Origin of the sequence: Vibrio sp. Vb2880 (assembly GCF_033337975.1) — a bacterium.
In the GTDB taxonomy this organism is placed as follows: Bacteria; Pseudomonadota; Gammaproteobacteria; order Enterobacterales; family Vibrionaceae; genus Vibrio; species Vibrio alginolyticus.
The window spans coordinates 204,634-229,846 of record NZ_JAWORT010000004.1 but is presented as its reverse complement, the minus strand read 5'-3'; the positions used below and the strand labels follow the sequence as shown (position 1 = coordinate 229,846).

25 protein-coding genes are annotated in these 25,213 nt (G+C 44.4%); 15 read left to right on the top strand and 10 right to left on the bottom strand.

Annotated features, from left to right (window positions below):
• The first annotated feature begins 27 nt into the window (after positions 1-27).
• From sapA to R7M92_RS06635, 5 genes are read left to right on the top strand one after another with little or no spacing between them, the layout of a single operon-like run.
• On the top strand, positions 28-1,647 hold the full coding sequence (gene sapA / locus R7M92_RS06655; RefSeq protein WP_005387652.1) for an ABC transporter substrate-binding protein SapA: 1,620 nt from the start codon (positions 28-30) through the stop codon (positions 1,645-1,647).
• Positions 1,647-2,609: an ABC transporter permease gene (locus tag R7M92_RS06650; RefSeq protein WP_005378122.1), complete on the top strand. Its 963-nt coding sequence runs from the start codon at positions 1,647-1,649 to the stop codon at positions 2,607-2,609. The genes sapA and R7M92_RS06650 overlap by 1 nt, the downstream gene beginning before the upstream one ends.
• On the top strand, positions 2,596-3,483 hold the full coding sequence (locus R7M92_RS06645) for an ABC transporter permease subunit (RefSeq protein WP_017634676.1): 888 nt from the start codon (positions 2,596-2,598) through the stop codon (positions 3,481-3,483). The genes R7M92_RS06650 and R7M92_RS06645 overlap by 14 nt, the downstream gene beginning before the upstream one ends.
• A complete protein-coding gene (locus R7M92_RS06640) occupies positions 3,483-4,478 on the top strand; it encodes an oligopeptide/dipeptide ABC transporter ATP-binding protein (protein ID WP_256901048.1) in 996 nt (331 codons plus the stop codon). The genes R7M92_RS06645 and R7M92_RS06640 overlap by 1 nt, the downstream gene beginning before the upstream one ends.
• The gene (locus tag R7M92_RS06635; protein ID WP_005393308.1) at positions 4,475-5,266 is read left to right on the top strand and encodes an ATP-binding cassette domain-containing protein; all 792 of its coding nucleotides are present in this window, start codon (positions 4,475-4,477) and stop codon (positions 5,264-5,266) included. The genes R7M92_RS06640 and R7M92_RS06635 overlap by 4 nt, the downstream gene beginning before the upstream one ends.
• A gap of 84 nt (positions 5,267-5,350) precedes the next feature.
• Here R7M92_RS06635 and R7M92_RS06630 read toward each other — a convergent pair whose 3' ends face one another.
• Entirely contained in the window at positions 5,351-5,740 is a 390-nt protein-coding gene (locus tag R7M92_RS06630) for a DUF2750 domain-containing protein (RefSeq protein WP_005378129.1), read from the bottom strand.
• A 68-nt stretch (positions 5,741-5,808) separates the two neighbouring features.
• Positions 5,809-6,714 (bottom strand): manganese-dependent inorganic pyrophosphatase, encoded by a 906-nt coding sequence (locus R7M92_RS06625; RefSeq protein WP_017634678.1) that lies wholly within the window; start codon positions 6,712-6,714, stop codon positions 5,809-5,811.
• A gap of 186 nt (positions 6,715-6,900) precedes the next feature.
• On the opposite strand from R7M92_RS06625, the gene R7M92_RS06620 reads away from it, so the two are divergent.
• Positions 6,901-8,115: a putative manganese transporter gene (locus R7M92_RS06620; RefSeq protein WP_318132966.1), complete on the top strand. Its 1,215-nt coding sequence runs from the start codon at positions 6,901-6,903 to the stop codon at positions 8,113-8,115.
• Positions 8,116-8,191: 76 nt separating this feature from the next.
• Here R7M92_RS06620 and R7M92_RS06615 read toward each other — a convergent pair whose 3' ends face one another.
• From R7M92_RS06615 to torE, 4 genes are all read right to left on the bottom strand, one after another.
• Positions 8,192-9,931 carry a glycoside hydrolase family 36 protein gene (locus R7M92_RS06615; protein WP_318132964.1) on the bottom strand — a complete coding sequence of 580 codons (1,740 nt, stop codon included), beginning with the start codon at positions 9,929-9,931 and terminating at the stop codon, positions 8,192-8,194.
• 198 nt (positions 9,932-10,129) lie between these two features.
• Positions 10,130-12,592, bottom strand: coding sequence for a trimethylamine-N-oxide reductase TorA (gene torA / locus R7M92_RS06610; RefSeq protein ID WP_042522039.1), 2,463 nt, complete (start codon positions 12,590-12,592; stop codon positions 10,130-10,132).
• 26 nt (positions 12,593-12,618) lie between these two features.
• Complete coding sequence (gene torC, locus R7M92_RS06605; RefSeq protein WP_064368035.1) at positions 12,619-13,803, bottom strand: pentaheme c-type cytochrome TorC; 1,185 nt, start codon at positions 13,801-13,803, stop codon at positions 12,619-12,621.
• 50 nt (positions 13,804-13,853) lie between these two features.
• Complete coding sequence (gene torE / locus R7M92_RS06600; protein WP_005378141.1) at positions 13,854-14,033, bottom strand: trimethylamine N-oxide reductase system protein TorE; 180 nt, start codon at positions 14,031-14,033, stop codon at positions 13,854-13,856.
• A 462-nt stretch (positions 14,034-14,495) separates the two neighbouring features.
• On the opposite strand from torE, the gene R7M92_RS06595 reads away from it, so the two are divergent.
• A complete protein-coding gene (locus tag R7M92_RS06595) occupies positions 14,496-15,308 on the top strand; it encodes an ABC transporter permease (protein ID WP_137281860.1) in 813 nt (270 codons plus the stop codon).
• Positions 15,309-15,674: 366 nt separating this feature from the next.
• Positions 15,675-15,800 carry a hypothetical protein gene (locus R7M92_RS06590; RefSeq protein ID WP_254903806.1) on the top strand — a complete coding sequence of 42 codons (126 nt, stop codon included), beginning with the start codon at positions 15,675-15,677 and terminating at the stop codon, positions 15,798-15,800.
• Positions 15,801-15,885: 85 nt separating this feature from the next.
• On the opposite strand, the gene focA is transcribed toward R7M92_RS06590, so the two are convergent.
• A complete protein-coding gene (gene focA / locus R7M92_RS06585; RefSeq protein ID WP_256902846.1) occupies positions 15,886-16,746 on the bottom strand; it encodes a formate transporter FocA in 861 nt (286 codons plus the stop codon).
• 299 nt (positions 16,747-17,045) lie between these two features.
• On the opposite strand from focA, the gene R7M92_RS06580 reads away from it, so the two are divergent.
• Positions 17,046-17,279 (top strand): TIGR02647 family protein, encoded by a 234-nt coding sequence (locus R7M92_RS06580; RefSeq protein WP_005387662.1) that lies wholly within the window; start codon positions 17,046-17,048, stop codon positions 17,277-17,279.
• Between the two features lie 43 nt (positions 17,280-17,322).
• Here the strand turns inward: R7M92_RS06580 and R7M92_RS06575 are convergent, their stop codons facing one another.
• Positions 17,323-17,769, bottom strand: a complete 447-nt coding sequence (locus R7M92_RS06575) for a PACE efflux transporter (protein ID WP_042522041.1) — start codon at positions 17,767-17,769, stop codon at positions 17,323-17,325.
• Positions 17,770-17,858: 89 nt separating this feature from the next.
• On the opposite strand from R7M92_RS06575, the gene R7M92_RS06570 reads away from it, so the two are divergent.
• The 3 genes from R7M92_RS06570 to R7M92_RS06560 are packed head-to-tail and all read left to right on the top strand — an operon-like array spanning position 17,859 to position 20,218.
• Positions 17,859-18,737 carry a LysR family transcriptional regulator gene (locus tag R7M92_RS06570; protein WP_318132962.1) on the top strand — a complete coding sequence of 293 codons (879 nt, stop codon included), beginning with the start codon at positions 17,859-17,861 and terminating at the stop codon, positions 18,735-18,737.
• A gap of 18 nt (positions 18,738-18,755) precedes the next feature.
• Positions 18,756-19,583 (top strand): NAD-dependent epimerase/dehydratase family protein, encoded by an 828-nt coding sequence (locus tag R7M92_RS06565; protein ID WP_213963957.1) that lies wholly within the window; start codon positions 18,756-18,758, stop codon positions 19,581-19,583.
• A complete protein-coding gene (locus R7M92_RS06560) occupies positions 19,580-20,218 on the top strand; it encodes a YdcF family protein (protein ID WP_318132960.1) in 639 nt (212 codons plus the stop codon). Before R7M92_RS06565 ends, R7M92_RS06560 begins: the two co-directional genes overlap by 4 nt.
• 60 nt (positions 20,219-20,278) lie before the next feature.
• Here the strand turns inward: R7M92_RS06560 and R7M92_RS06555 are convergent, their stop codons facing one another.
• Together R7M92_RS06555 and cysS are read right to left on the bottom strand one after the other, a co-directional pair.
• Positions 20,279-20,857: a thymidine kinase gene (locus R7M92_RS06555; protein ID WP_042522050.1), complete on the bottom strand. Its 579-nt coding sequence runs from the start codon at positions 20,855-20,857 to the stop codon at positions 20,279-20,281.
• Between the two features lie 87 nt (positions 20,858-20,944).
• Positions 20,945-22,327 (bottom strand): cysteine--tRNA ligase, encoded by a 1,383-nt coding sequence (cysS, locus tag R7M92_RS06550; RefSeq protein WP_005378155.1) that lies wholly within the window; start codon positions 22,325-22,327, stop codon positions 20,945-20,947.
• A 202-nt stretch (positions 22,328-22,529) separates the two neighbouring features.
• On the opposite strand from cysS, the gene R7M92_RS06545 reads away from it, so the two are divergent.
• The 3 genes from R7M92_RS06545 (at position 22,530) to R7M92_RS06535 (ending at position 25,135) form a co-directional block, all read left to right on the top strand.
• Positions 22,530-23,024, top strand: a complete 495-nt coding sequence (locus R7M92_RS06545) for a peptidylprolyl isomerase (protein ID WP_318132958.1) — start codon at positions 22,530-22,532, stop codon at positions 23,022-23,024.
• Between the two features lie 60 nt (positions 23,025-23,084).
• On the top strand, positions 23,085-23,822 hold the full coding sequence (gene lpxH, locus R7M92_RS06540; protein WP_005389817.1) for a UDP-2,3-diacylglucosamine diphosphatase: 738 nt from the start codon (positions 23,085-23,087) through the stop codon (positions 23,820-23,822).
• Between the two features lie 98 nt (positions 23,823-23,920).
• Positions 23,921-25,135, top strand: coding sequence for an EAL and HDOD domain-containing protein (locus tag R7M92_RS06535; RefSeq protein WP_005378158.1), 1,215 nt, complete (start codon positions 23,921-23,923; stop codon positions 25,133-25,135).
• Positions 25,136-25,213 lie beyond the last annotated feature (78 nt).

The window sequence follows — 25,213 nt, the reverse complement described above, 5'->3', positions numbered from 1 at the left end:
AGCAAGATCCAATGAACATTTCATATTATGAATGCTTTTATAAGATTATCGCTGAGCCTTATTGGGATTAGCCTACTGACCGCTTGTGGCGATGAAATTGACCACAATGATATTCGCAAAGCTGGCTTTGTGTTTTGCGGACAGGGTAAGCCGACCACGTTTAACCCTCAGCTTATTGATAGCGGTATTACCGCAGAGGCTCTGAGCCCGCAGCTGTACGATACGCTGCTCACGCTCGATCCTAAATCACATCAGCCCGTGGCAAGCATCGCCGAGAGTTGGTCAGTAAATGAATCAGGGACGGAATACACGTTTAAGCTTAAACGTGGTGTTCAATTCCAAACCACGCCTTGGTTCACACCCACTCGCCCATTGAATGCAAAAGATGTGGTATTTAGCTTCAAGCGAATCATCGATGTAGACCATCCTTTTCACCAAGTAGGTGGTGGTTTTTATCCATGGTTTGCAGGGTTAGATTTTCAAAACCTACTCCAAGACGTGGTTGCAATAGATGAGCATACGGTAAGGTTTACGTTATCTCAGCCAAACTTTTCTTTCTTGGCCAATATTGCCACCAGCCATGCGGTTATCTTGTCTGCGGAGTATGGACAGCAATTGGCTGCAAAAGATCATAAAGAAGAAATCGACCAACTTCCTATCGGTACCGGCCCTTATCAATTAAAAGAGTACCAAGTGAACGATTTGATTCGATTAGAGCGTCATTCTAATTACTGGAAGTCACCAGCAAAAATGGAACAAGTGGTGTTCGATATCTCTCACAGAGGCACGGGTACATTAGCTAAACTTTTAAGAAACGAGTGTGACGTACTCTCTTCACCTATTTCGAGCCAAATACCTGTCATTCAAGAAAATGACAACCTTGAGCTGACGGCTACACCAGCTAACAACGTTTCCTTTATTGCGATAAACACAGAAACCACCGCGCTGAGTGATGCTCGAGTTCGCCAAGCTCTTAACTTAGCGATCAACCGTCAAAATATTTTAGATTCGGTTTACTACGGAACTGGCTCCCAAGCTTATACCTTGCTACCACCTAATTCATGGGCTTATCAAAAAGACAGCGTAAAAATTCGTTATGACCGGAATTATGCATTGGCACTACTTCGAGATGCAGGCTACGAAGACGGCCTAGAATTGACCATGTGGGTACCACTTGAACCACGTGCTTTTAACCCAAGCCCTCGTAAGACTGCGGAGTTAATCCAAGCGAATTTTGCCGATATTGGGGTTAAATTAACGCTACTGACCGATGATAGGTTTGAACGTGTGGATTTGGAGAACATCAACGATATCGATTTACTTTTAACTGGTTGGATTGGTGATACCGGGGATCCTGACAACTTTTTCCGCCCTTTATTATCTTGCGAGTCTGACCGCGTTGGCCTTAACGTGTCCATGTGGTGTAACGATGACTTCGATTTCTTGCTCGATTTGGCGTTAGAAACTCAAGAACCGCGTTACCGTTTGAACCTATATCGCCAAGCACAGAACATTTTGAATCAAGAGTTCCCGGTTATTCCTCTGGCGCATGGCGTGCAGTTCCGTGTGCACGACAAATCGCTGACAGGCTTCAAATCAAGCCCTTTCAATGCCCAACCGTTTGATAGAGTTGAGAGAATTCACTGATGTTTTGGTATACCGTTCGACGCTTTAACCTATTTATCATCACTTTGATGATCCTTACATTAGTAGGTTTTTCTCTGCTTCGCCTTGACCCTCTCTCGCACTGGGCAAACGTTGATTTTTGGTCTGGCTGGCAAACTTACTTAATCAACCTTTCTCAACTCGATTTTGGCATAAGTAAAAACGGCAATGCGATTTACGACGAGCTCGCCGTTGTATTCCCAGCCACTTTGGAATTGTGTTTCTTTGCCTTTTTGGTGTCCCTTTTGATCGGCATTCCACTTGGAACCGTGGCTGGGATGAAGCAAGGTAAATGGCTCGATACCAGCATTTCATTCATGTCGATGTCTGGTTATTCCGCCCCAATTTTTTGGGTGGCTTTGTTACTTATCATGGTTTTTTCATTAGAGTACCAACTCTTTCCCGTGGCAGGACGATATGACCTGCTTTACGAAATTGATCATGTAACCGGATTTGCCATTATCGACGCATTCATGGCGAAAGGTGAATACCGCGCTCACGCACTGCAAAGCGTCATTGAGCATATGGTGCTGCCATGTTTGGTGCTTGCTTTGGCTCCAACCACCCAGGTTGTCGGACTAATGCGCTCCTCGGTAGCGGAAGTGATGAGCCAAAACTACATCCGTGCAGCGAGAATCAAAGGTCTTTCTAACCGCGAAATCGTAACTCAACATGTATTGCGGAATGCGATACCGCCTATCATTCCCAAAGTTGGTGTTCAACTTTCGAGTATGATTACCTTAGCTATCATCACGGAGTCTATTTTTAACTGGCCAGGTATTGGTCGTTGGCTTTTAGATGCGCTAGCAAGCCAAGACTATGCATCTATCCAAGCTGGCGTGATGGTACTTGCGACTTTGGTTCTTACCGCTAACATACTCTCGGATTTGATTGGCGCGATGATTAACCCTTTAGTTCGAAAGGAATGGTATGCTAACAAATAACGTTTATCAGGAAGAGCGCATTCCAACACAGTTTGAGCGTTTTTGGCGAAGCTACCGCGCCAACGGACTAGCCATGTTTGGCTTGTGGTGCTTGGTGTTTATCGTCCTTATTACCATTTTTTCGCCCCTACTTGCACCATTTGACGCCCAAGCACAGTCAGGTGAGTTGCTTGTGCCGCCATCATGGGCCCCAGCAGGAACGGTTGATTACTTTTTGGGGACCGATGACTTAGGTAGAGATATTCTTTCGCGCCTGATTATGGGCTCTCAGCTAACATTTGGCGCTGCTGTCGCCATCACCGCAATTGCTGCCGTTGTAGGCTGTTTAATTGGCGTATTGGCAGGTATGACGAAAGGCTTACTGTCGAGTACTCTCAACCACTTGCTCGATACCGTCATGTCGATCCCGTCGCTCTTATTAGCAATCATTTTTGTGGCATTTCTCGGCTTTGGTGGGTTCAATATTTTACTCGCAATCTGCTTAGCTTTGATTCCGCGTTTTATTCGCTCTGTTTATATCGCAGTCCACACCGAAGTTGAAAAAGACTACATAATGGCAGCACGCCTTGATGGCGCTAATGATTTCTACTTACTGTGGAGTTCAATTCTTCCTAACATTCTGACGGTCATTGCCGCTGAAATCACACTCGCGCTCTCTGCTGCGATTTTAGATATTACGGCACTGGGTTTTCTTGGCCTAGGCGCACAGGCCCCAAGCACCGAGTGGGGAGCAATATTAGGTGACTCTGTCGAGCTTATTTATATTGCACCTTGGACAGTGACCCTACCCGGCCTGACCATCATGTTTACTGTTATTACCCTAAACTTAGTAGGTGAAGGTGTACGTCAAGCACTTAATGCGGGGATCGAATAATGCCGTTGTTAGATATTCGACATTTGACCATTGAGATCGAAACACCTCAAGGGTTGGTCAAAGCCGTTGACCGAATGAGCCTAACTTTGAACGAAGGCGAAATTCGTGGTCTTGTAGGTGAGTCTGGTTCAGGGAAAAGCTTAGTTGCAAAAGCGATTGTCGGGGTAAGTAAAGATAACTGGCGCATCACCGCAGACCGTATGCGCCTTGGCAATATTGACTTGCTTCAGCTTACACCAAAAGAGCGTCGGCGCGTCATTGCTCGTGATATTGCGATGATTTTCCAAGAACCTTCAACTTGTCTTGACCCTTCAGAGGAAGTCGGGCGTCAATTGATTGAATCCATTCCATCTCGCGCATTTGAAGGGAAATGGTGGGAGCGATTTAAATGGCGTAAAAAACAGGCCGTCGCGCTTTTGCATAAAGTGGGTATTAAAGATCACAAGCGTTTAATGGGTAGCTACCCTTATGAACTGACTGATGGTGAGTGTCAAAAAGTCATGATTGCCATGGCGATAGCGACCAAACCAAAGTTGCTGATCGCAGATGAGCCAACCAACGACTTAGACCCGATTACTCAATCGCAAATTTTGCGTCTGTTGAGCCGCATGAACCAACTTAATAACACAACCATTTTGCTTATCGGCCACGACTTAGCGACCATAACACAGTGGGCAGGACGTATTACGGTAATGTATTGTGGTCAGTCGGTGGAGTCTGCCGATACCAGTAAAATCATTGCGGCACCCAAGCACCCGTACACCGATGCCTTGCTTAAAGCGATGCCTGACTTTAATGATTGGGTACCACACAAGCAAAAACTCCAATCCCTACCGGGCTCGATTCCGCCATTGCAGCATCTGCCTATCGGTTGTCGCCTCGGACCACGTTGCCCATATGCGCAGAAACAATGTGTAGAAATTCCACACACCAGACGAATTAAGAATCATAAATTTAACTGCCACTTTCCATTGAACACGGAGAAAAAGTCATGAGTGCGTTACTTGAAGTCGATAATTTATCGAAGCAATTTGTTACGCGCTCCCGTCTGTTCAAACGTCAGGTTAATGAGGCAGTTAAACCGGTAAGCTTTACTTTAGAGCCAGGACAAACTATTGGTTTTATTGGTCAAAACGGGTCAGGAAAATCCACACTAGCTCGTATGCTTGCTGGCGTTGTTGAACCAAGCTCCGGAGAGATCCGTGTGAATGGCGAACGATTGGAGCACAAAGATTACGCGACACGCTGCAAGCTCATCCGCATGATTTTCCAAGATCCAAACACATCGTTAAACCCACGAATCCAGATTGGTCGTATTTTAGAAGGTCCGCTAAAGCGAAATACCAACATGCCGCCAGATGCGCGCATGCAGCGTGTAAAGAACACCCTACTCCGCGTAGGATTGCTGCCTGAGCACGCCTATTTTTATCCACAAATGCTAGCTGCCGGTCAAAAACAGCGTGTGTGTTTAGCTCGTGCGCTTATTCTTCAACCTTCCATCATTGTCGCTGATGAGGCGTTAAACGGTTTGGATATGGCAATGCGCTCACAGATCATTAACTTATTCCTCGAGTTGCAAGAAGAGATGGGATTGTCATTTGTGTACGTGTCTCAGCACATCGGCATTGTTAAGCATATTACTGATAAAGTGATGGTGATGCATGAAGGTGAAGTGGTCGAGTTTGGCGAGACCAACCAAGTACTGACTCATCCCGAGCATCCTATTACTCAACGACTAGTCGAAAGCCACTTTTATAAAGCGCCAAGCCATCAAACAAAATAGCTTATCAAAGATGTGATCGTGCAAATGTAAAGAAGCCTGCTTTAACGCAGGCTTCTTTATTGCATGGGTACTAATCAAAAAAAACTAACGGCGGCTCGCTTGTTTGCGCAGTTCAAAATCAAACTCGTCAGGAAACAATACGACCCCTTCTTCATTTTGATTTGGGAATACAACAATCGATAGCTCGTCATCCTCTAGACCAGAGGTCCAACGGCTGTGCCACTTGTTTAAAGAGATCGCCTCAGGCTCGCAATCTTCCCAATCACCATTCGCCCATTGCAAAGCAAACTCTTCGTTTGGCCATACTGGTACACAATCATCATCTTCTGTATTTAACATGACACAGCCATGTTCGTCTTTCAGAATCCAAACCTTACGATTCGCCACAATCTCTTTTACGCAGTACTTTAAACGTTGCTCTTCATTGTAGCGATTAATGGTATCCATCTGCTCTTGGGTCAGTTGCTCAGACATATTCGTCTCCTATTTCCCATAGAAAAATGCCCGCAGCTAGGCGGGCATTTAAAGTATATGCTAGAAAATTAAGCTAGCTCAGTTTGAAGCCAAGGCCAACCTTGCTTCTTACGGCTTAGCGTGTTTTCCATCATTAGCATGCCGTCTTTTTCGTGCTTAACAAGCTTCTCAGCCCACTCACCTTTGTATAGAAGACGAGTTTGAGCAGTCGTGATGTCTGTTAGCATTACAGCAGCGAACGCTAGGTTATCTTTCTCACAACGAGATTCTAGGTCTGCTTCTAGTGCTTCGATCATACCGTCAACTTGCTCAAGAGTTGCAAGTTCAACCTGACCAACCACTACGTCACGACCGTTGAATGGGTAACCTTTAAGGTCTTTCTCAACAAGCTCAGCCGCTGATAGACCTTCGATGTTTGTTTTAGCAATTAGAAGATCTTTAGTGAACGCGTCAACATCTTGTACGTCTGCGATTGCCGCTAATTCAGCAACGGCATCTTTGTCTTTTTGTGTACAAGTTGGAGAAGCAAAACCTACTGTGTCAGATAGAATTGCTGACATCATTAGCTTAGCAATTTGTGGAGTAATCGCGTGACCTTCAATCTTGAACATGTTGAATAGAACAGTGTTGGTACAACCAACAGGCCAGATCCATGCTTCCATTGGATTTACTGTCATCACGTCACCTAGACGGTGGTGGTCAACAATACCCGCAATTTCAGCTTCTGCGATATCGTCTGGTGCTTGTGCTAGATCTGAGTAATCTACTAGCCAAACGGTCTCACCCGCAACTGATGTGCGAAGCTCAGGAACTTCAGCGCCAGCAACTTCTAGGATGTGCTGAGTTTCACGGTTGATTTCGCCTTGGCGAATTGGCATAGCTTCAACGCCACGCGCTTTTAGAAGTTCAGTTGCAACGAGTGCACTACAAATACTGTCACTGTCTGGGTTCTTATGACCTACAACTAGAATCATGTTTCTTCCTATTCAAGTCAATTTTATACGCCGCCTAATACAGTTAATTAGGGCGTGTTTGCTCACAAAGGCCGATACTTTACCTGATTTCAGAGAGTTTGACACGAAGAAAAGTTCACAATGCTATTGCGAATAAATCTCATTTACATATAATGATAATTATTCCTATTTGCATTTGAGTAAACGATGAACGCGACCCAATTTTTACACTCTGCACAACAGTTGTTTCAGCCTACTCAGTTTCGTTTAGCTTATAAGCGATTGCTGATCCCTATCGTCATGCTCATTTTGCTAGGCAATGAAAATACACGTGACGTTGCCGTACAGACGCTATCCGACTCATTCTGGGCAGTGTCATGCTATGTTGCTGCCACATTGGCTATTTATCATTATCTTTCAAACTTTATGTCGAAAACCAATCGAATTACCGAGCTATATCATCGCTCGCGTAATCATCAGGTTTTCTTTGCTTCTTTGTTGGGTGCTTTGCCTGGCTGTGGTGGCGCTATTGTTGTGACAACGCAATTTATTAGTGGCCGAGTGGGATTTGGTGCGATTGTCGCGGTACTTACTTCAACAATGGGTGACGCTGCCTTTTTACTTCTTGCCGCCAAGCCAAGTGTAGGATTAGGCGTGGTTGGATTAGGCATTATCGTGGGTACTCTTTCAGGACTGGTCGTTAATGCTTTTCATGCTGATAACTTTCTGCGACCAGAACCAAAAGAAGCATCTCAGACACATGCTTGTTGCCAACACCAGACAGACCGACACACACCTCTTGAACAACGTGCAATCAATCTACAAGGCGCATTTTGGAAATGGCTTATTGTGCCTGCTAGTGTCGTTGCTGTGTTAATGTCTTTCCAAATAGATATTAATCAGTTGCTATCTTTGAAAGCCAACACCATTGAATGGCTGGGCGCTATCTTCGCGGTGGTCACAATGTCGTTGTGGGCTATGACAAAAGAGCTCGGCGATTATCAGTCAACGGTCTCTGAAGATGAAAAAATTGTGGACTCGCATCCAATTCAAAAAGCGGCTCAAGACACAAACTTCGTCAGTGCTTGGGTGATCGTTGCTTTTCTGGCGTTTGAGCTGACAACCTATTTTTCTGGACTCGACCTTGTAGAAACCTTTTCTCATTGGGGAATTTGGATGCCATTAGCTGGCCTAGCCATTGGTATGTTGCCTGGTTGCGGACCGCAAATTTTAGTCACTAGCCTATACATTTCTGGTGCAGCGCCACTTTCTGCGCAACTGGCCAATGCGATTTCTAACGATGGTGACGCCCTATTCCCCGCCATTGCAATGGCACCGAAAGCTGCTTTGGTCGCGACAATTTATTCGTCCATTCCTGCTTTTATCGTTGGATACGGGTATTACTTTTTATTCGAGTTCTAACGCTCAGAGCATCAAACGAGAAAGGAGCCGCAATAGGCTCCTTTCTTGTTCTTAGTATTGGGCGATTTACTTCACGTTATGCTGTAACGATCGCTTTCGCATTGAGCCCTTTATCCACGCTCACCATTAACAACTGGCAAGGTTCTTGGTTTAGCTTTTCCCCTGTCCAGTAATCATACCAGTCCACCGGTTGATCAGACGTCAGCGTAAATTCCATCGCTCCGTAACTCGCATAATTAAACAAACAATGGAGGTCATTCTTCGTCGTTAGTTTTAAAAACGCGTGATTTAAACTCAAAGCGGTAAACTTTGCAGATTGTTGGTTACGTTGTTGACGTAACATGAGCTTAGACAGTGTCTTCTTAGCAAACGGTGTAATCTCAGGGAGCGGGTCACCAGACAGCAGCAAACCACCACTCGCTAATAACACCGTGCGATGAAATTCATACTCTTCTCTGGATGCAGATTGATTAGCTAATGAAGTGAACGTGGCGCAATCCGGGTCAATTTGCCACAATTTTCGATGCTGCCAACTACGGTAAAAGGTTTCTTTGGCTATCTGTTCGAATCGACGACTATGACGCTCTACATCGTCAGAAACACGCATTGCATCCACAAGCCCCAGAGTTGGCCACATTGGCGCGTTGCAACCTAAAAGCCACGCATCACCAGCGCCTTTAGCAATCGCTTCCATTCCTAAGCGATACGCCTCAACGCCTGTAATACCAGATTGTTTGCGAACACCTTTTAAGGTGCCCCAATAGTTCGCGTCTAGCTTGAACAACTCAACGCCCCACTCTTGTCTCATGACAGAGACTACATTCGTCAGATGGTCTTGTACTTCTGGGTTTGAGGTATCGAGTATGTACCAAGGCGTGCATCGCCAACCACCGTATGTGACATCTTCTGCTTTAAGTAAGCCACCATCCTTGTGGCGAACAAACCACTCTGGATGCTGTTTGAAGATCTCCGACTCAGGCTGTGCAATGAAAGGCGCCATCCAAATTGCCGGCTTTTTTCCTTTTGCACGGATGTTATGAATGAGCTCTTTTACGCCACCAGAAAACTTATCTGATGGGGTTAACCAATCGCCCATAAAGGCTTGATAGCCATCATCCAGAAGTACCCACTCTAGGTCTTCGAGCTTATCTTGCATACAATCTACGTTCTGCATGATGTTTTGCTCTGTCACGTCTGCGTAGTACGCGTACCACGAACACCAACCAACAGGCGCATCTTGTGTCACACCTTGGCGAACAGGATGATGCTCTGCAATCATCTCGCCATAGGTTTGATAAAGCTCGGACAGTGATTGACCGCAGAGTACCGCCACGGACTCAAGTTGATTACTTTCCCAATCCGCCACTTGAGTCAACTCACCATCAATTGCGGCTGATAAAACCCAATGCCCATCACGCAGCACAACATCAAAATAGCCTGCAAAGCGATGACATGATGTGAAGCCATACAATGTGTAGCCCGCTGAACCTTCCACCACTAAATAGTTGTAATAACGCTTAGGGGCATCTTTAGGGTAGATTCGATAAGAAGGATTATTGTCTGGGCAGCGACCAATATCAACGGGGTGATTGATCGTTCCCGCCGTTTGCGCCAACATTTGAAAACCATCCCCAATTACGTTGGCCTCGTGCTCGTACAAAAACGGCATTTCGAATAACACTTCACGGTCCGTAAAGGTTTTATTGTGAAGACCAGCAAAAGAAAAATGTAATTGATTACCCTCGACTTCAACTTGGAAGTCATTGTTATTCACAGTGATCTCAGTGTGATTTGCCAATTGAATGCTCTGAGCCATAATGGGTCTACTCACTTAATTATTATTGTTTAGCTTGGCGCATTATCTCCTGCTTGTCTCACCCAATTCGTTACCATCATCACGAATACCAGTCTCGTTTAACGTTATGAAGTTACTATTGAGACAACGCTCACTGAAATTTTGATAAAAAAATACCAGCCCTGAGGCTGGTATTTCGATTTATGCAAACTGCACTAATTAAGCAACTTCGATCGGACCACCAAATGAAGTGACTGGCGGCACTTTACCTGTGAACTTCTCGAAGTCTACGATACATGTGTTCGCAGAAGTCGCCTGTGCAAGCTCAGAAGAACCGATGTCTTGCGTTAGCGTATTAGGGTCACCGTAAGTACAGATTGCGCCTTCTTTCTCGTTTAGAGGACCGTACCATGCACCTTCTTCGATACGAATAACGCCACGTGGGTAGCTGTCAGTCAAAACAGCACCAGCTAACAGCTGACCACGACCGTTGAATACACGTACCAAATCACCATCTTTGATGCCTTTTGCTTTGGCATCCGCTGGGTTGATGTAAACCGGCTCACGACCTTGTACCGCGTAAGTCGCGCGGAACTCTTCAGACTCACACATTTGAGAGTGAAGACGCTTATCAGGGTGGCAAGACTGCAACCAGAATGGGTATTTATCTGAACCAGGACCACCGTGTGAACGCTCTGATTTTTCGAACCACATTGGGTGCTCTTGACAGTGTTCGTAACCGTAACGGCCGATCTTACGAGACGTGATCTCGATGAAGCCAGACGGCGTACCTAGTGGATTCAGCTCAGGGTCTTTACGGAAGTCCGCATGACGAACCCAAGGTTTACCTTCACCGAAGTCTAGTACGCTCTTCTCCCAGAACTCATTGAACTCTGGCATTTCGAACTTACCTTCGTTCGCTTTTTTACAATCGTTGTAAAGGCTTTCGATCCATTCCATCTCGCTCATACCACGAGTGTATTCTTCGCGGCGACCAAAACGCTGAGTTAGTTCACTCATGATTTGGAAATCAGGCTTAGATTGGAACAATGGATCAACGAGGCGATGCATCGCAATCAGACCTTTGTTCGAGTATGAACCGTATACGTCGATGTCGTTACGTTCCCATTGCGTACACGCCGGTAGAACGATATCTGAGAAACGACATGTCGCAGTCCAAGCAAACTCGATCGTTACAACCGTTTGAAGTTTGCGGAACGCTTTCTTCATGCGGTTACGATCTTGATGGTGGTGCCATGGGTTACAACCCGAGATAACCATCATCTTGAAGTCTGGCAGTTTCACTTTACCGCCGTTGTAGTTGATCTGTTTGCCAGGTTCTAGCAGACAGTCGATCCAACGTGCAACTGGGATAGTACGACTGTAGCCGTTAAAGTCGTTGTTGTCCCACTTAGGTTTCATACCTTGGTCAAGGTTACGAGGGAAACCACCAGGGCCCGCGAAACCAGTAGAAGGCACACCGATACTTGAGTAATGGTGACCGTAAGAGATACCACCGCCAGGTAGACCGATTTGACCAACCATTGCAGCAACCACGGCCGCTGCCCAGTATGGCTGCTCACCGTGCTCTTGACGCTGGATACACCAACCCATCAGGATCTGTGTACGACCGCTGACTAGCATGCGTGCGAATTCACGGATCTTGTCCGCTTTCACGCCACAAATTGCTGCTGCCCATTCGGGCGTCTTCTCTACTTTGTCTTTTGTCTTACCTTGAACGTATTGAATAAACTCTTCAAAGCCTAGACAGTAAGTATCAATGAACTTCTTATCGTACAGGTTTTCGTTGTACAACACATGTGCCACAGCGAGCATAAACGCTACGTCTGTCAGCGGGTTGATGTACAAGTGATCGTTCTCTAAGTAGCGCTGAGTTTTGTTCTTCACTGGGTCTACAGATAGAACGTTGATCTCACCTTTTGCCACTTTTTCTTTTAGTTGTGCAAGGTACTTAAACGACTCATGCGTTTCACAGTTCCAACCTACTTGAAGGTTTTTCACTGGGTCGTTAGCCCAAAGAACGATGTTGTCAGAGTTTTCTAGGATCTCAGACCAAGACGTACCTTGTGCGTAAACTTCGGTTGAACCTAGCACGTACGGCATAATGGTTTGGCCTGCACCCGTCGAGTAGTCACCTACTTTAGTGATGAAGTTGCCGTGCATACCTACTGCACGTTGCATGTGCGCTGTACAGTTGTTAAATGAACCCGTTTGGTTCCAACCTGTTTGACCTGCATGCAGCGCCCATGGGCCGTAGTCTTTTTGAATACGTTCTAGCTCACGGTAGAACAAGTCTAGCGCTTCATCCCAAGTTACTCGGATGAAACGGTTGTTACCACGAGTATCTGCGCTGTATTTATGTTTCTTCAACCAATCTAGACGAACCATTGGGTAACGAACACGTGAAGGGCTGTAGATAATACCCTTAATGCCGTTCAACATTTCTGTTGGGTTTTTGTCTAGCTCTAGCGGCTTGATCTCTTGAACTTTACCCGCGTAGATGTGGGCGCGGAACGCGCCCCAGTGAGAACCGGTTACTTTCCAAGTACCTGTCGTCTCAACGGCATTTGCAGAGGCGGACGCCAATAAGCTAGGACCAATTACTGACGCTGCACTTGTGGTTGCTACACCTTTAAGAAAACTTCTTCGTGTAATAGCCATTTAAAATTACTCCAATCCGACGCTTATTAGTGGTGACCTTCAGCATAATCTGAAGAGTGTTTCTGTAGATACTTCAAGATCAGTGCTTCACTGTCTGTATCTAGGTTAACGAACGCCAACATACCGTCGAACATACCTGGCCAGGTGTTCGCGTCGAAGTGCGCTTCCGCAGGTTGAGTGTGACATACAGAACAATTGGTCTTGTAGGCTTCACGAGATTTTTCCCAAACAGGATTGATGTCGTTCAGCATAGACTCTTTCTTAATCCATACTTTCGCCGCTACTTTTTCCCAAGGAAGGCCTGTTAACTCATCCACTTTTTTCTCACCAGTCGTCACAATGTTGCTGTCTGTTGCTGCTTCTTTCATCAGAGACGCAGTCGCAATGTTCTTACCGAAGTCTTCTTGAATTACACGACCAAAACCTTTTGCTTTGCGCCAACCGTCAATTTCGATCTCAACAAACTCGCCTTTGTCTTCAAGAACTTTAACGGTCGATGCAGGATTAAGAAGACCAGCTTCTTTACTGCCTTGCGCATCAAAGTAAATTGGTAGGTGACGAACGCTCACGAGTTGCTGACCAACGCCGTAATCCGTGTTAGAAGTCATACCCTCTAGATCACCCACGATACCGCCAATGCTTTCCATGCCTGCTGGTAGGTTGTGCGCAATACCCTTGTGACAGTCAACACAGCTTTGATCTTTCTCAGCGGCTTGCTTCATTTGGATACGAGCCGTAGGAGACATTTGCTCGAAATCCATCGATTCGTAGTTGTGACAGTTTTTACACTCCAGAGATTTGTTTGCCGAGAAACGATCCCATTCGTGTTTAGCAAGTTCGATACGACGCTCTTCGAACACACCCGGTTCGTCGTAGTTGCCAAATACTTGTGCAAATACTTCTTTAGAAGCTTGCATCTTACGAGCGATCTTATCTGTCCAGTTATGTGGAACGTGACAATCAGGGCAGGTAGCACGAACACCAGAGTGGTTTTTCCAGTGCACCGTTTCTTGTAGCTCAACGTACACGTTGTCACGCATTGTGTGACAACTAATACAGAATTCTTCTGTGTTGGTTGCTTCTAGAGCGGTGTTAAAGCCACCCCAAAAGATAACACCAGCAATAAAGCCGCCCATAGTCAGCACACCTAGGCTGATATGTACAGCTGGGCGCGTCATGGTACGCCACAGTTTAATGATTAATGATTTCATTATTTGCTCTCTTAAAATCTTTTCAAAAGTGTGGTTATGAGCTCACTGGCTTACATGCCGTGCGCGCCTGGAGGTCCAAAGAAGAAGACTTGCAACATCCAAACGATGAACCCGTAGCCGCCAACAAAGGCCACACTCAGAATTGGGAAGAGAACAACTGCAATGAAGAGGAACGACTTCCACTCCAGGGAGCGTTTTTCACCACTCTCAATTTTATTAACATCACTCATACATTTGCCTATTTTGTATCTAGTGTTATTGAAAAGCCCGCGTAACCAAGCTTAAGTTTTTTACAATCTCTAATGGAAAATGTTAGACCATACTAATAGTAGGGTTCAATCAAATAAGCGACCTCAGACCTTGTAATTCAACACTTTTTTGAGCTCATCCAGAGATATGATGGATTGATGTTATTTATTAAAAAACATGAACAGATGTGACAAAATAAGTCTTTTAAGGAGTTGTTAAATAACCAACATTTAAGAAACATCGATCACATTTAAATCGTAATTACCATGCCATAAATCGACTTAAAAACTCCGAAAAAGATAACCACTTGTAAACAGAATGCTGCGTATTAATGTCTAAAATAGCACTCAAGGTTTACTTTAAGAACAGCAAAAAGTGCACATAGTGGTTCATATAAAGGGGAGGCTTAGATACAATTATTCGCGTATTTTCAAGGAGCGATTATGGATAACGTGGTGGATATAAGCTGGGTCAAACTGGCACTGTTTGGTTTGATTTTATTGGTCCCCTTCTTTATCAATGCCCGCTACAAATTAGGGATAGCAAAAGACACCATAATCAGTGTTATCCGAATGACACTTCAGCTCATATTGATTGGCGTGTATTTAGAATATCTTTTTCAATTGAACAGCTTACTTGTCAATATACTTTGGCTTGCCATCATGCTACTGATTGGTGCCAGCTCAATTGCGGGAAAAGCTCACTTACCTAAAAAGCCACTTATGCTTCCGCTACTAACGGGCCTTACCTGTGGTCTAATACCACTTCTGATAGCAATTACAGTAGGCTTAGTGCAACCATCCCCTATTTACAATGCGCAGTACATGATCCCACTTGCTGGTATGTTATTGGGTAACAGCTTGAGTAGTAATATCATCGCTCTTCAGAATTTGTTTACGGCTTTTGAGCAGAGACAAGCAGAATATGAGGCTGCAATCTCACTTGGAGCCTCTCCTCGCTACGCATCCTTCCCCTTCATTCAGGAGGCTCTTAGAAAGTCCCTTGCCCCGACTTTAGCTTCTATGGCCACTACAGGGCTGGTTACCTTACCGGGTATGATGACCGGTCAAATTCTAGGTGGCGCGAGCCCGATGGTTGCGATCAAATACCAGTTAGTAATTATGCTGGCTATTTTCGTCATGTTGAGTGCCTCCGTAACCATAACGTTAGAAATGACATTGCGCTGGGTACAAACCAAAGAAGGCCGAATCAAGATAAAAATCGAGCAACCCGAATCGACCAAAACTCATGGTTAGCTGGCGCTTGTGGGTAAAGACCGTTAAACAACTCATGTTGCCAAGTCGAACGTACTTATAACTGAATAACTCAACTATTCTTCGAGCACTCATCAAGACGCTTTCAGATGAAAAGTCAGGCAGAATTCTTTTTGATATAAGCCTCTAATTTTATGAAATTTTCTTTGCAAGTTTAGATACGCACGACCTTTGATACAGGTTATCCACAGAAAATGTGGATAAGCCCCCAAAACCCATACGCAACCAGAAACATAGCAACATAAGTGATCAATCGAATCGTCATGCATTGATCACGTGACTGACATGTTCTAATTTTAAAGTAAAGGCAGTGACCACAAACTTGGAGAGACGTACATGGATGTCTTAATGATCAAAGAAAATTACGATGAACTTCTGTCCGATGCACCTCTGGATTGGCTCGTTCAAGAACCAAAGGAAGTAACTTCTCATTGGCTCCCAACCGATTTTGGCATCAACGAAGAGTTGATTTAGCATAACTCGACTTATTTGACATTTGCAGAGACAAATAAAAAGAAAGGCGAACCATCTGGTTCGCCTTTCTTGTGATCTTCTAAACTTATCGCAAATGGTTATCTTCATCGCGTAGATAAATCATCCAATACCACATGCCAACAAATACGCCACCACCAATAATGTTTCCTATCGTAACAGGAATTAGGTTGTTTACGATGAACCCCATCATGTTTAAGTCCGCGTAGTTTGCAATATCTGCCCCTGTCATTTGCCAAAACGCTTCTGGCGCAAAGTACTTAATACCAATCGCCATAGGTACTTGGAACATATTCGCAATACAGTGCTCAAAACCTGCCGACACGAACATAGCCACAGGCAAAATCATGACCGCTATTTTATCTGTCAATGTTCGCCCACTAAACGTCATCCAAACTGCAATACAAACTAATACGTTACACATGATGCCAAGCGCAACAGCAGCAAAGAAACCATGATGTAATTTGTGTTGGGAGATCGCCATCGCGTTGAGACCAACTTGGCCATGATCAAACATATATTGCTTGGTAACTAGCATACAGGCCACGAGCAAAATGGCCCCAATCATATTGCCAAAATAAACCACCAACCAGTTTTTGATAAGTGCTTGCCAAGAGATTTTTCCACTCGCACGCGCAACTAGTGTCAGCACAGAGCTAGTGAAAAGCTCGCCGCCAGTAACCACCACCAAAATCAAACCAAGGCTAAATGCCAGACCACCAATGAGTCGTGTAATGCCCCAAGGCAGCTCGCCTGCGCCTGTCGTTACTGTGGTATAGAAGATGAAAGCAATACCAATATGAAGCCCCGCAGAAATGGCGAGCAGAAAAGATTTGATTGGAGCTTTCGTTGCTTTGCCTACCCCCACTTCAGCCGCGCGTTCCGCAGCTTGTGGCGGTAATAGTGAGTCAAACTGATTAAAGTTCATTCTGGTGTAACATTTAGAAACATTTAAAGAGGCGCGGATAATCGCTCTATTTCCCTATTTTTTCAAGTGCTATTTGGCGTGTTTACTAAAATCGTTGTTATTGGGAGATAAAGCAATAAATAGCGCCTATCATTCGCTACCGTAAGTATCATTGATACTTAACAAGTATTCGACCTTTCGAACAAAGATCCTGCGTTATATCAGCCTGATAGCGCCATACTTAACACTTCTTGTCGTTGAATGTTGCCCAACGCTACTTTTCAGACTAGCTTGGTAAAAAAAGCGCAAAGGAATCATTTATGAAATATTCAGCTGAACATATCGCCGAATTGAATCTACTTCTTCAGTTCGACCTAAGTAGTGCTGCAACTGGTATTAAAGTTCATACAGACGCGTCAGAAGAAATGCAGGCAGCCGTTGCTCGTCTATATAAGAAGCAACTTTGTACACAGCCTGACGGTGGTTATCTAACAGACGAAGGCATTGAAGTTGCAGAACATGCAGATAAGATTTTAAGAGTTTTGTCTGTGTAATTTGAACAAAAAACGCCACCGAACTCGGTGGCGTTTTTTAGTCCTATATTTTTCCTGTCGATGCCTGTGGCAATAATCGCTTTTTCATTTTGCTAAATGGTTGAACCTTGTCATACAACCAGTTAAAACCAGTGGCATAAAATAGGAAGAAAACGAGGAAGCCGGCTTCCAGCATTAGAGCTTGAAGAAGCGTAATTTCTAAGAACCAGGCAATCACAGGTAGAGAGATAAAGATCAATCCTCCCTCGAAACCAATAGTGTGTCCAAGCCGCATCGCTAAACTTCGCTCAGCTCGATTGTCACCAAACCACTTATCAAAATACAAGTTGTAGATGTAGTTCCATATCACGGTATACATGCTCAACCCGACCCCAACCAACGCGAGATCACTAGAACCCTTTCCAGTGATCAATGAAGCCGCTGGTACAATAATCGCGAGTGCGATTAACTCAAAAAGTACTGCATGAAAAATTCGTTCGTTACGAGTCATATTTCTCTGTCCAAATAGTTCTACTCAATGCTTAGAATTTTATCTATTATTTAGATAACCAAAAGTTAGATACCATCGGTTTAAGCGATATGTTTACCATCGAACAACTGCAAGCTTTCATTGCTACATCAGAAGCAGGATCATTTTCAGGAGCAGCTAGAAAACTGGGGCGAGCTCAATCTGTAGTGAGCCAGCATATCATGAATATGGAGATCGACTGTGGCGTTGAGCTTTTTGATCGATCAGGCAGGTACCCTAAATTAACTGAGAATGGCCTCGCGATCGTACCTTATGCACAAGCAACAATCAGCCAACTCGACCGCCTAAACAATAGGGCATCGCAGCTCTTTTCCACGCCAACGAACAAATTAGTCTTAGCTATTGATGAAGGGATTCCTCTGACTCGCTTGCCGGATGTGCTAAAGAAGTTAGAGCAACGCTTTCCACACTTACAAGTTGAATGCTTAACGGCATCAAGCCCTGATATCATTGAATTGGTTAAGTCGGAACGCGCCACGACTGGGATTATTTTGAGTGATTTACAAATGCCAAGGCACATCGATTTCACCAATCTTGGCAATATTGCATTTGATGTCTATGTCTCTTCAACGCATCCTTTAGCAAAGCAGCAAATCACTCACATTGATCAACTAAAACAACATCGTCAATTGGTCATACGATCCAAAAGTGCAGAGCCATGTGGTCTCAATCAAGCATTTAGCCCAGATATCTGGTACGCTGATAACTACTATATTTTGTTGGAATTGGCGAATAAAGGGTTTGGTTGGTGCTTTCTACCACAGCATTTAGTCGCGTATTCACCTAATACATTAAAAAAAGTTGGGGATGATTTCACAAAACTGGCTTGGCAAGTCAATGTTGACCTTATTCAGCACCAGAAATGGCATTCAGATCCCCTCCATCAACAAGCCAAAGCAGAACTGCTCACCCTATTCGGGCAGACATAAGTAAGTAGGAAGACCCAAATGGCAAATACATTGATCGTAGGTGCAGGCTGGCTCGGAACTCCGCTAGCAGAAACATTGATGAAAGATGGACACTCTGTTGTCGTCACTCGTCGTAGCCAAACTCGATTAAAAGAGTTACCCACCTCATTAACTCACTCCGCATTGTTCGATTTCAATCAATTGAACGCCACAGCACGGCTAGATGAGCTGCTCAAACAGCATCAAATTACGCACGTTATCGGTGCTTTTCCTCCAGGATTTCGTAAAGGACGCGGTCAAGAATATGCACAGCAATGGCAAATACTTGCCAACGCAGCTAAGCAAAACAACGTTGAAAAACTTCTCATGATCAGCTCTACCACGGTTTACCCTAACCTTGCTTCCGATATGGAAGAAGCTGACGCGTCACTCTCTTTAGCAGCCGAAAGCCCTTATTTCTCTGACAATGCACGTATTATGCTTCAAGCAGAGCAGCATGTTATCGACTCGAATATTAACTTTGTTATTCTACGTTGTAGCGGATTAATCGGGCCAGATAGACACCCATCTCGCTTTGCAGCAAGGCTTCAACAAGTTAGTCGTAAAGCACCAGCTAATATGCTTCATCAAGATGATGCTGTCTCGGCTGCGAAATTTGCCTTAGGCAATTTAAGCAACCAAGTCATTAACGTTACGACACCTCATACTGTCAGCAAGGCTGAGTTCTACCAAGCTGCCATAAACAAAATCGGAAGTGAGATACCTCTTCCCCCCGTCACAGAGCAAGCTGACAAACGTATTCTTGCTGACAAACTACTCTCACTTGGTTATCGATTTCACTTCAATTCAACTTTGGATGCGCTATGAGACTCTATAGACATATAGAAACGCTTTGGGATTACATGCAACTCAAACATGAACTGAAACCTGCGGACTGTTTGTTTGTGATGTGCAGTAATGATGTGCGTGTAGCGGAGCACGCTGCCAAGCTCTACCACCAAAAGTTGGCACCTTTTATTGTATTTTCAGGGGGTGAAGGTCGCTTCACAGATGGACTATTTGAAAAAAGCGAGGCAGAAACCTTTGCCGAGATTGCAAAGTTGTCGGGCGTTCCAAGTGAAGCAATTTTGCTCGAGACTAAATCCACAAACAGTGGAGAAAACGTTCGCTTTACTGAGCAACGATTAAAAGAGGAAGGAAAACAGTGTTCCTCGTTTATTCTGGTACAAAAACCGTTTATGGAGCGTAGAGCAATCGCGACATTTGAAAAACAGTGGCAGTCACCCTACACTCAGCTCCAAGTAAGCTCTGCGGCTCTTCCATTTTTTGAATACATTAATGAAGACATGCCTTTAATGATGGTGCTAGAAGCACTAATGGAAGATTTCTCTCGCGTAAAAAGCTATCCAGAGAAAGGATTTCAAACCGAGCAGAACATCCCTCAGCAAGTCGAATCTTCTTACCAGGCTTTACTCGAGCGATTTGGTTTTGACTTAGTCTAGCTTTTTCTAACCGACAACAAAAAGCCACCAAGTACGGTGGCTTTTCTTTATCAATACGGCTTATTTACCGAGCGCTTCTTTGTAATGTTGGCGGCATACGGAGACATACTTATCGTTACCGCCGATCGCAACTTGATCGCCTTCTTTAATTGCCACGCCGTGTTCATCGGTACGAATAACCATATTCGCTTTGCGGCCACAATGGCAGATTGTTTTGAGCTCAACCAGCTTGTCTGCCCAAGATAATAGATACTTACTGCCTTCAAAAAGTTCGCCTAGAAAATCGGTGCGAAGGCCGTAACACAATACTGGAATATGCAACTTATCAACGACTTCAGTAAGTTGATAAACTTGTTCTTTCGACAAGAACTGACACTCATCAACAAGAATACAGTGACGTTTTTCAACCTCATTCAGATCTGCGATCTCCTGATACAAATTGGTATCCTGACGAAATAAATGTGCGTCAGATTGAAGACCAATACGAGAGCTCACTTTACCGACACCAAAACGATCATCTAGCGCAGCCGTAAAAATAACTGGCGTCATGCCACGTTCTTGATAGTTGAAAGAGGATTGAAGAAGCGTTGTTGATTTACCCGCATTCATTGCTGAGTAATAGAAATACATCTGAGCCACAGAGCATTACCTAAAGTTAAAGTTTTAATTTATGGAAATGGAAAATAAAAGGGCTGAATTATCAGCCCTTTAAAAATGAAAATTCAATTACTTACGACGCCACGTTGTGCCTTCTGGACCATCTTCCAGAACAATGCCCATTTCGGTCAGCTTGTCACGAGCCATATCTGCATTCGCCCAATCTTTCGCAGCACGAGAGTCGTTACGCAGCTTGATCAGAGCTTCGATTTCAGCCACTTCATCATCGTTACCCGCATCACCTTTTAGGAAAGCTTCAGGATCTTGGTGAAGAATACCGATCACGTCAGCCAGTTCACGCATTAGCGCACCGAGTTCGCTCGCTTTCTCTAGGTTTTCTGTCTTCAGACGGTTAACTTCTCGCGCCATGTCGAACAGTACTGAGTAAGCTTCTGGTGTGTTGAAGTCATCGTTCATCGCTGCAGTGAAGCGAGATACGTATTCTTCACCACCAGCAGGCGCCGCGTTTAGGTCTAAACCACGTAGAGATGTGTACAGGCGCTCAAGCGAAGCACGTGCTTGGTTTAGGTTATCTTCGCTGTAGTTTAACTGGCTACGGTAGTGACCAGACATTAGGAAGTAACGCACTGTTTCAGCATCGTAGTGACCAAGAACGTCACGGATAGTAAAGAAGTTACCTAGAGATTTAGACATCTTCTCACGGTCTACCATTACCATGCCGCTGTGCATCCATGTGTTCACGTATTGTGTATCGTGTGCACAGCATGATTGTGCGATTTCATTTTCATGGTGTGGGAACTGAAGATCAGAACCGCCGCCGTGAATGTCGAAGTGGTTACCTAGGATTGAAGAGTTCATTGCTGAACACTCAATGTGCCAACCTGGACGACCAGGACCCCATGGTGACTCCCACGTTGGTTCACCCGGCTTAGACATCTTCCAAAGTACAAAGTCTAGAGGGCTGCGTTTTGCTGTTTCGATATCAACGCGCGCGCCAGCTTGAAGCTGATCAAGGTCTTGCTTAGAAAGCTTGCCGTATTCGTTGAACTTACCCACTTCAAACATTACGTCACCGTTATCTGCAACGTATGCAAAACCGCGCTCGATTAGCTTCTCAACCAATTCGATGATTTCAGCAATAAACTGTGTCGCACGAGGTTCAACGTCCGGGCGTTTCATGTTCAGCGCATCAAAATCAGCGTGCATTTCACCAATCAAACGCTCAGTCAATGAATCGCAAGACTCACCATTTTCTGCGGCACGTTTGATGATCTTATCGTCGATATCTGTGATGTTACGTACAAACGTCAGATCGTAGCCCAAGTAGCGAAGGTAACGTGATACAACGTCAAAAGAGACGAAAGTGCGACCGTGACCAATGTGACAGAGATCGTAGATGGTAACTCCACAGACATACATACCGACTTTGCCAGCTGTAATTGGTTTGAATTCCTCTTTCTGTCTTGTGAGTGTGTTATATATCTTTAACATGATCTCTATCTATGATTGTGAATGAATAAAAGAAGATGAGTATATCAACTCCAACCTAGTTAGGTAATAGCAATTAACCGATAAAACGATAATCGGCTAAACTTCAAGCACAAAACGAAGAATTTCCTCTTCCTGAGTTTTTAAAGCACTAGAACTTAGGCTAGAATCTCGGGCTCAACACAACACAGTAAAGGAAAGTAGCATGATCACCCTTCACACTAATTTTGGTGACATCAAGATTCAACTAAACGAAGAGAAAGCGCCAGAGACAAGCGCAAACTTCCTTCAGTACTGCCGCGACGGTTTCTACGACAACACGCTTTTCCACCGTGTTATTGACGGCTTCATGATCCAAGGTGGTGGTATGGAGTCTGGTCTACGTGAAAAAGCGACTCGTGCACCTATCAAGAACGAAGCAAACAACGGTCTTAGCAACAAAGAGGGTACACTTGCTATGGCACGTACTATGGAGCCGCATTCAGCAAGCTCTCAGTTCTTCATCAACGTAAACAACAACACATTCCTAGACTTCCGTAGCGAAAGCCTAGACGGTTGGGGTTACTGTGTGTTCGGTGAAGTAATCGAAGGCATGGACATCGTAAATAAGATCAAAGGCGTTAGCACTGGTTCTTACGGCATGCACCAAGACGTACCTCTAGAAGACGTAGTAATCACTGGTACAACAATTGAAGAGTAATTCTTAGGAATTATTTTTAAAAGATAAGTTAATGGGGAGGCATAGCTTCCCCTTATTTCTATGACGACATTATTTATTTCCGATCTTCACCTTACCCCATCACGTCCTGATATCACGGAATGTTTTGTGACGTTCATGCGAACAGAAGCAACAAAAGCTGATGCACTTTATGTACTCGGCGATCTGTTTGAATTCTGGATTGGTGACGATGACAACACCCCTTTTGCAGACCAAATCCGTGCAGAATTTAAAGCACTGACGGATGCGGGTGTGCCAACTTTTTTCATCCAAGGCAATCGAGATTTTTTACTCGGCAAACGCTTTTGCAAAGAAACCGGTATGACATTACTCGACGATGTCTGCACGATTGATCTTTATGGTCAAAAAGCCGTAATCCTACATGGCGATACGCTCTGCATTGACGATGTGAAATACCAAGAGTTTAGAAAAACCGTTCACAAGCCATGGCTACAATGGTTGTTTAACCGTATTCCTTGGTTTATTAAGAAGAAAATTGTCTCAAAAGTTCAATCCGATATTCGTGATGATAAAATGAGCAAGTCATTAGATATCATGGACGTTAACCAAAATGAGGTCGAGAAAGTGATGTCTCAGAACTGCGTCAACTTAATGATTCATGGTCACACGCATCGCCCGAACACACATTTTTTTGACGTCGATGGCGTTAAAAAGACCCGAATTGTTTTAGGGGATTGGTATACGCAAGGCTCAGTTTTAAAAGTAAATTCTGATAGTTTTGACCTACAAACGAGACCGTTCATACAGAATTTGCGTTAAGCATGTAGAGCGTGTAGAAGATTCACGCTCAAGTCGTAGATATTTTGTAAAAAATCGCTATTATCATAATACTAAGTTAAACAGAACGAAGTACCTAATTGAAGTATTCTTACGTAGCTCGCCAACCGATTCTGGATAGAGAAAAACGAACCATAGGTTACGAACTCCTCTTTCGAGACGGCCCTAAAAATACCTTCCCTGAAGTAGAACCAGAGCTGGCTACTAGTCGACTGCTATCCGATCATTTTTTGTCGACGCATTACAACACATTAGGAAACAAACTTGGCTTTGTTAACTTTCCGCATCAAAGCTTGGTGAACTTGGTCCCAACTTTGTTTCCTAAAGAATCTCTCGTCATTGAAGTCCTTGAAGACTGCGAACCGACAGAAGAACTGTTAGAAGCCATCAAGCACCTTCATGAGTGCGGATACAAAATTGCTCTGGATGATTTTGTTCCGACGAAAGCTTGGAAGCGTTTTCTTCCATACGTTTCCATGATCAAGTTTGATATTAGACTTGTGCCGATCAAGAAAGCTGCCATTTTTATTCAGGCGTTGAGCCCATTTAAAATCGACTTTCTTGCGGAAAAGGTAGAGACCTATGAAGAGTTTGAGCAAGCTCTAGAAGCCGGTTTTAACTATTTTCAAGGGTATTTTTTTAGCAAACCTGAGATGATCCAGAAAAAACGGTTGAACCCCGCGTTTCTTACCGTCATCCAACTTTGTAAAGAGATTGCAGATAAGCCCATCGACTTCAATGAGGTTGAACGTCTGTTTTCGATTGATGTGACGCTGTCATACAAGCTGCTTACTTACGTAAATTCAGGATATACATTAACGACTAAGATCAAATCGTTCAGACAGGCGCTTATTTATCTGGGTGAAGAGCGACTACGACGCTTTATTTCCTTAGTTGCAATTGCGTCCGTTCAAGAAGATAAACCTGACTCTCTTTACTCTTTAGCGATTCAGCGTGCACGAATGTGTGAACTGTTACTTAGTCAAATGAACACTAGGTATGACCCTGGGCAGGCTTTTTTGACAGGCATGTTTTCTTTACTCGGCTCTTTGCTCGATCAACCGCTCTCGGATGTCATTGAAGATATCCCCGTTGACGAAGATATAAAACTCGCATTAACCAGTCGAAAAGGCGTACTTGGTCACTTACTTTCGATGACGATCGCCTATGAACAAGCGGACTGGGAGTTAGCCGAGCGATATTGCACCGTTCTTAAATTAACCGAACCTCAATTAGCGGACGCTTTTAATCAATCTACCGAGTGGGCGCAAGAACTGCTGTCTCAAACGCCCTAAATCGCTATAATGCCTCACCTCCAGCCTCGCAATTGTGAGGTTGTTTGTTTTTACCGCTTAATTAATCGAGATTTCATT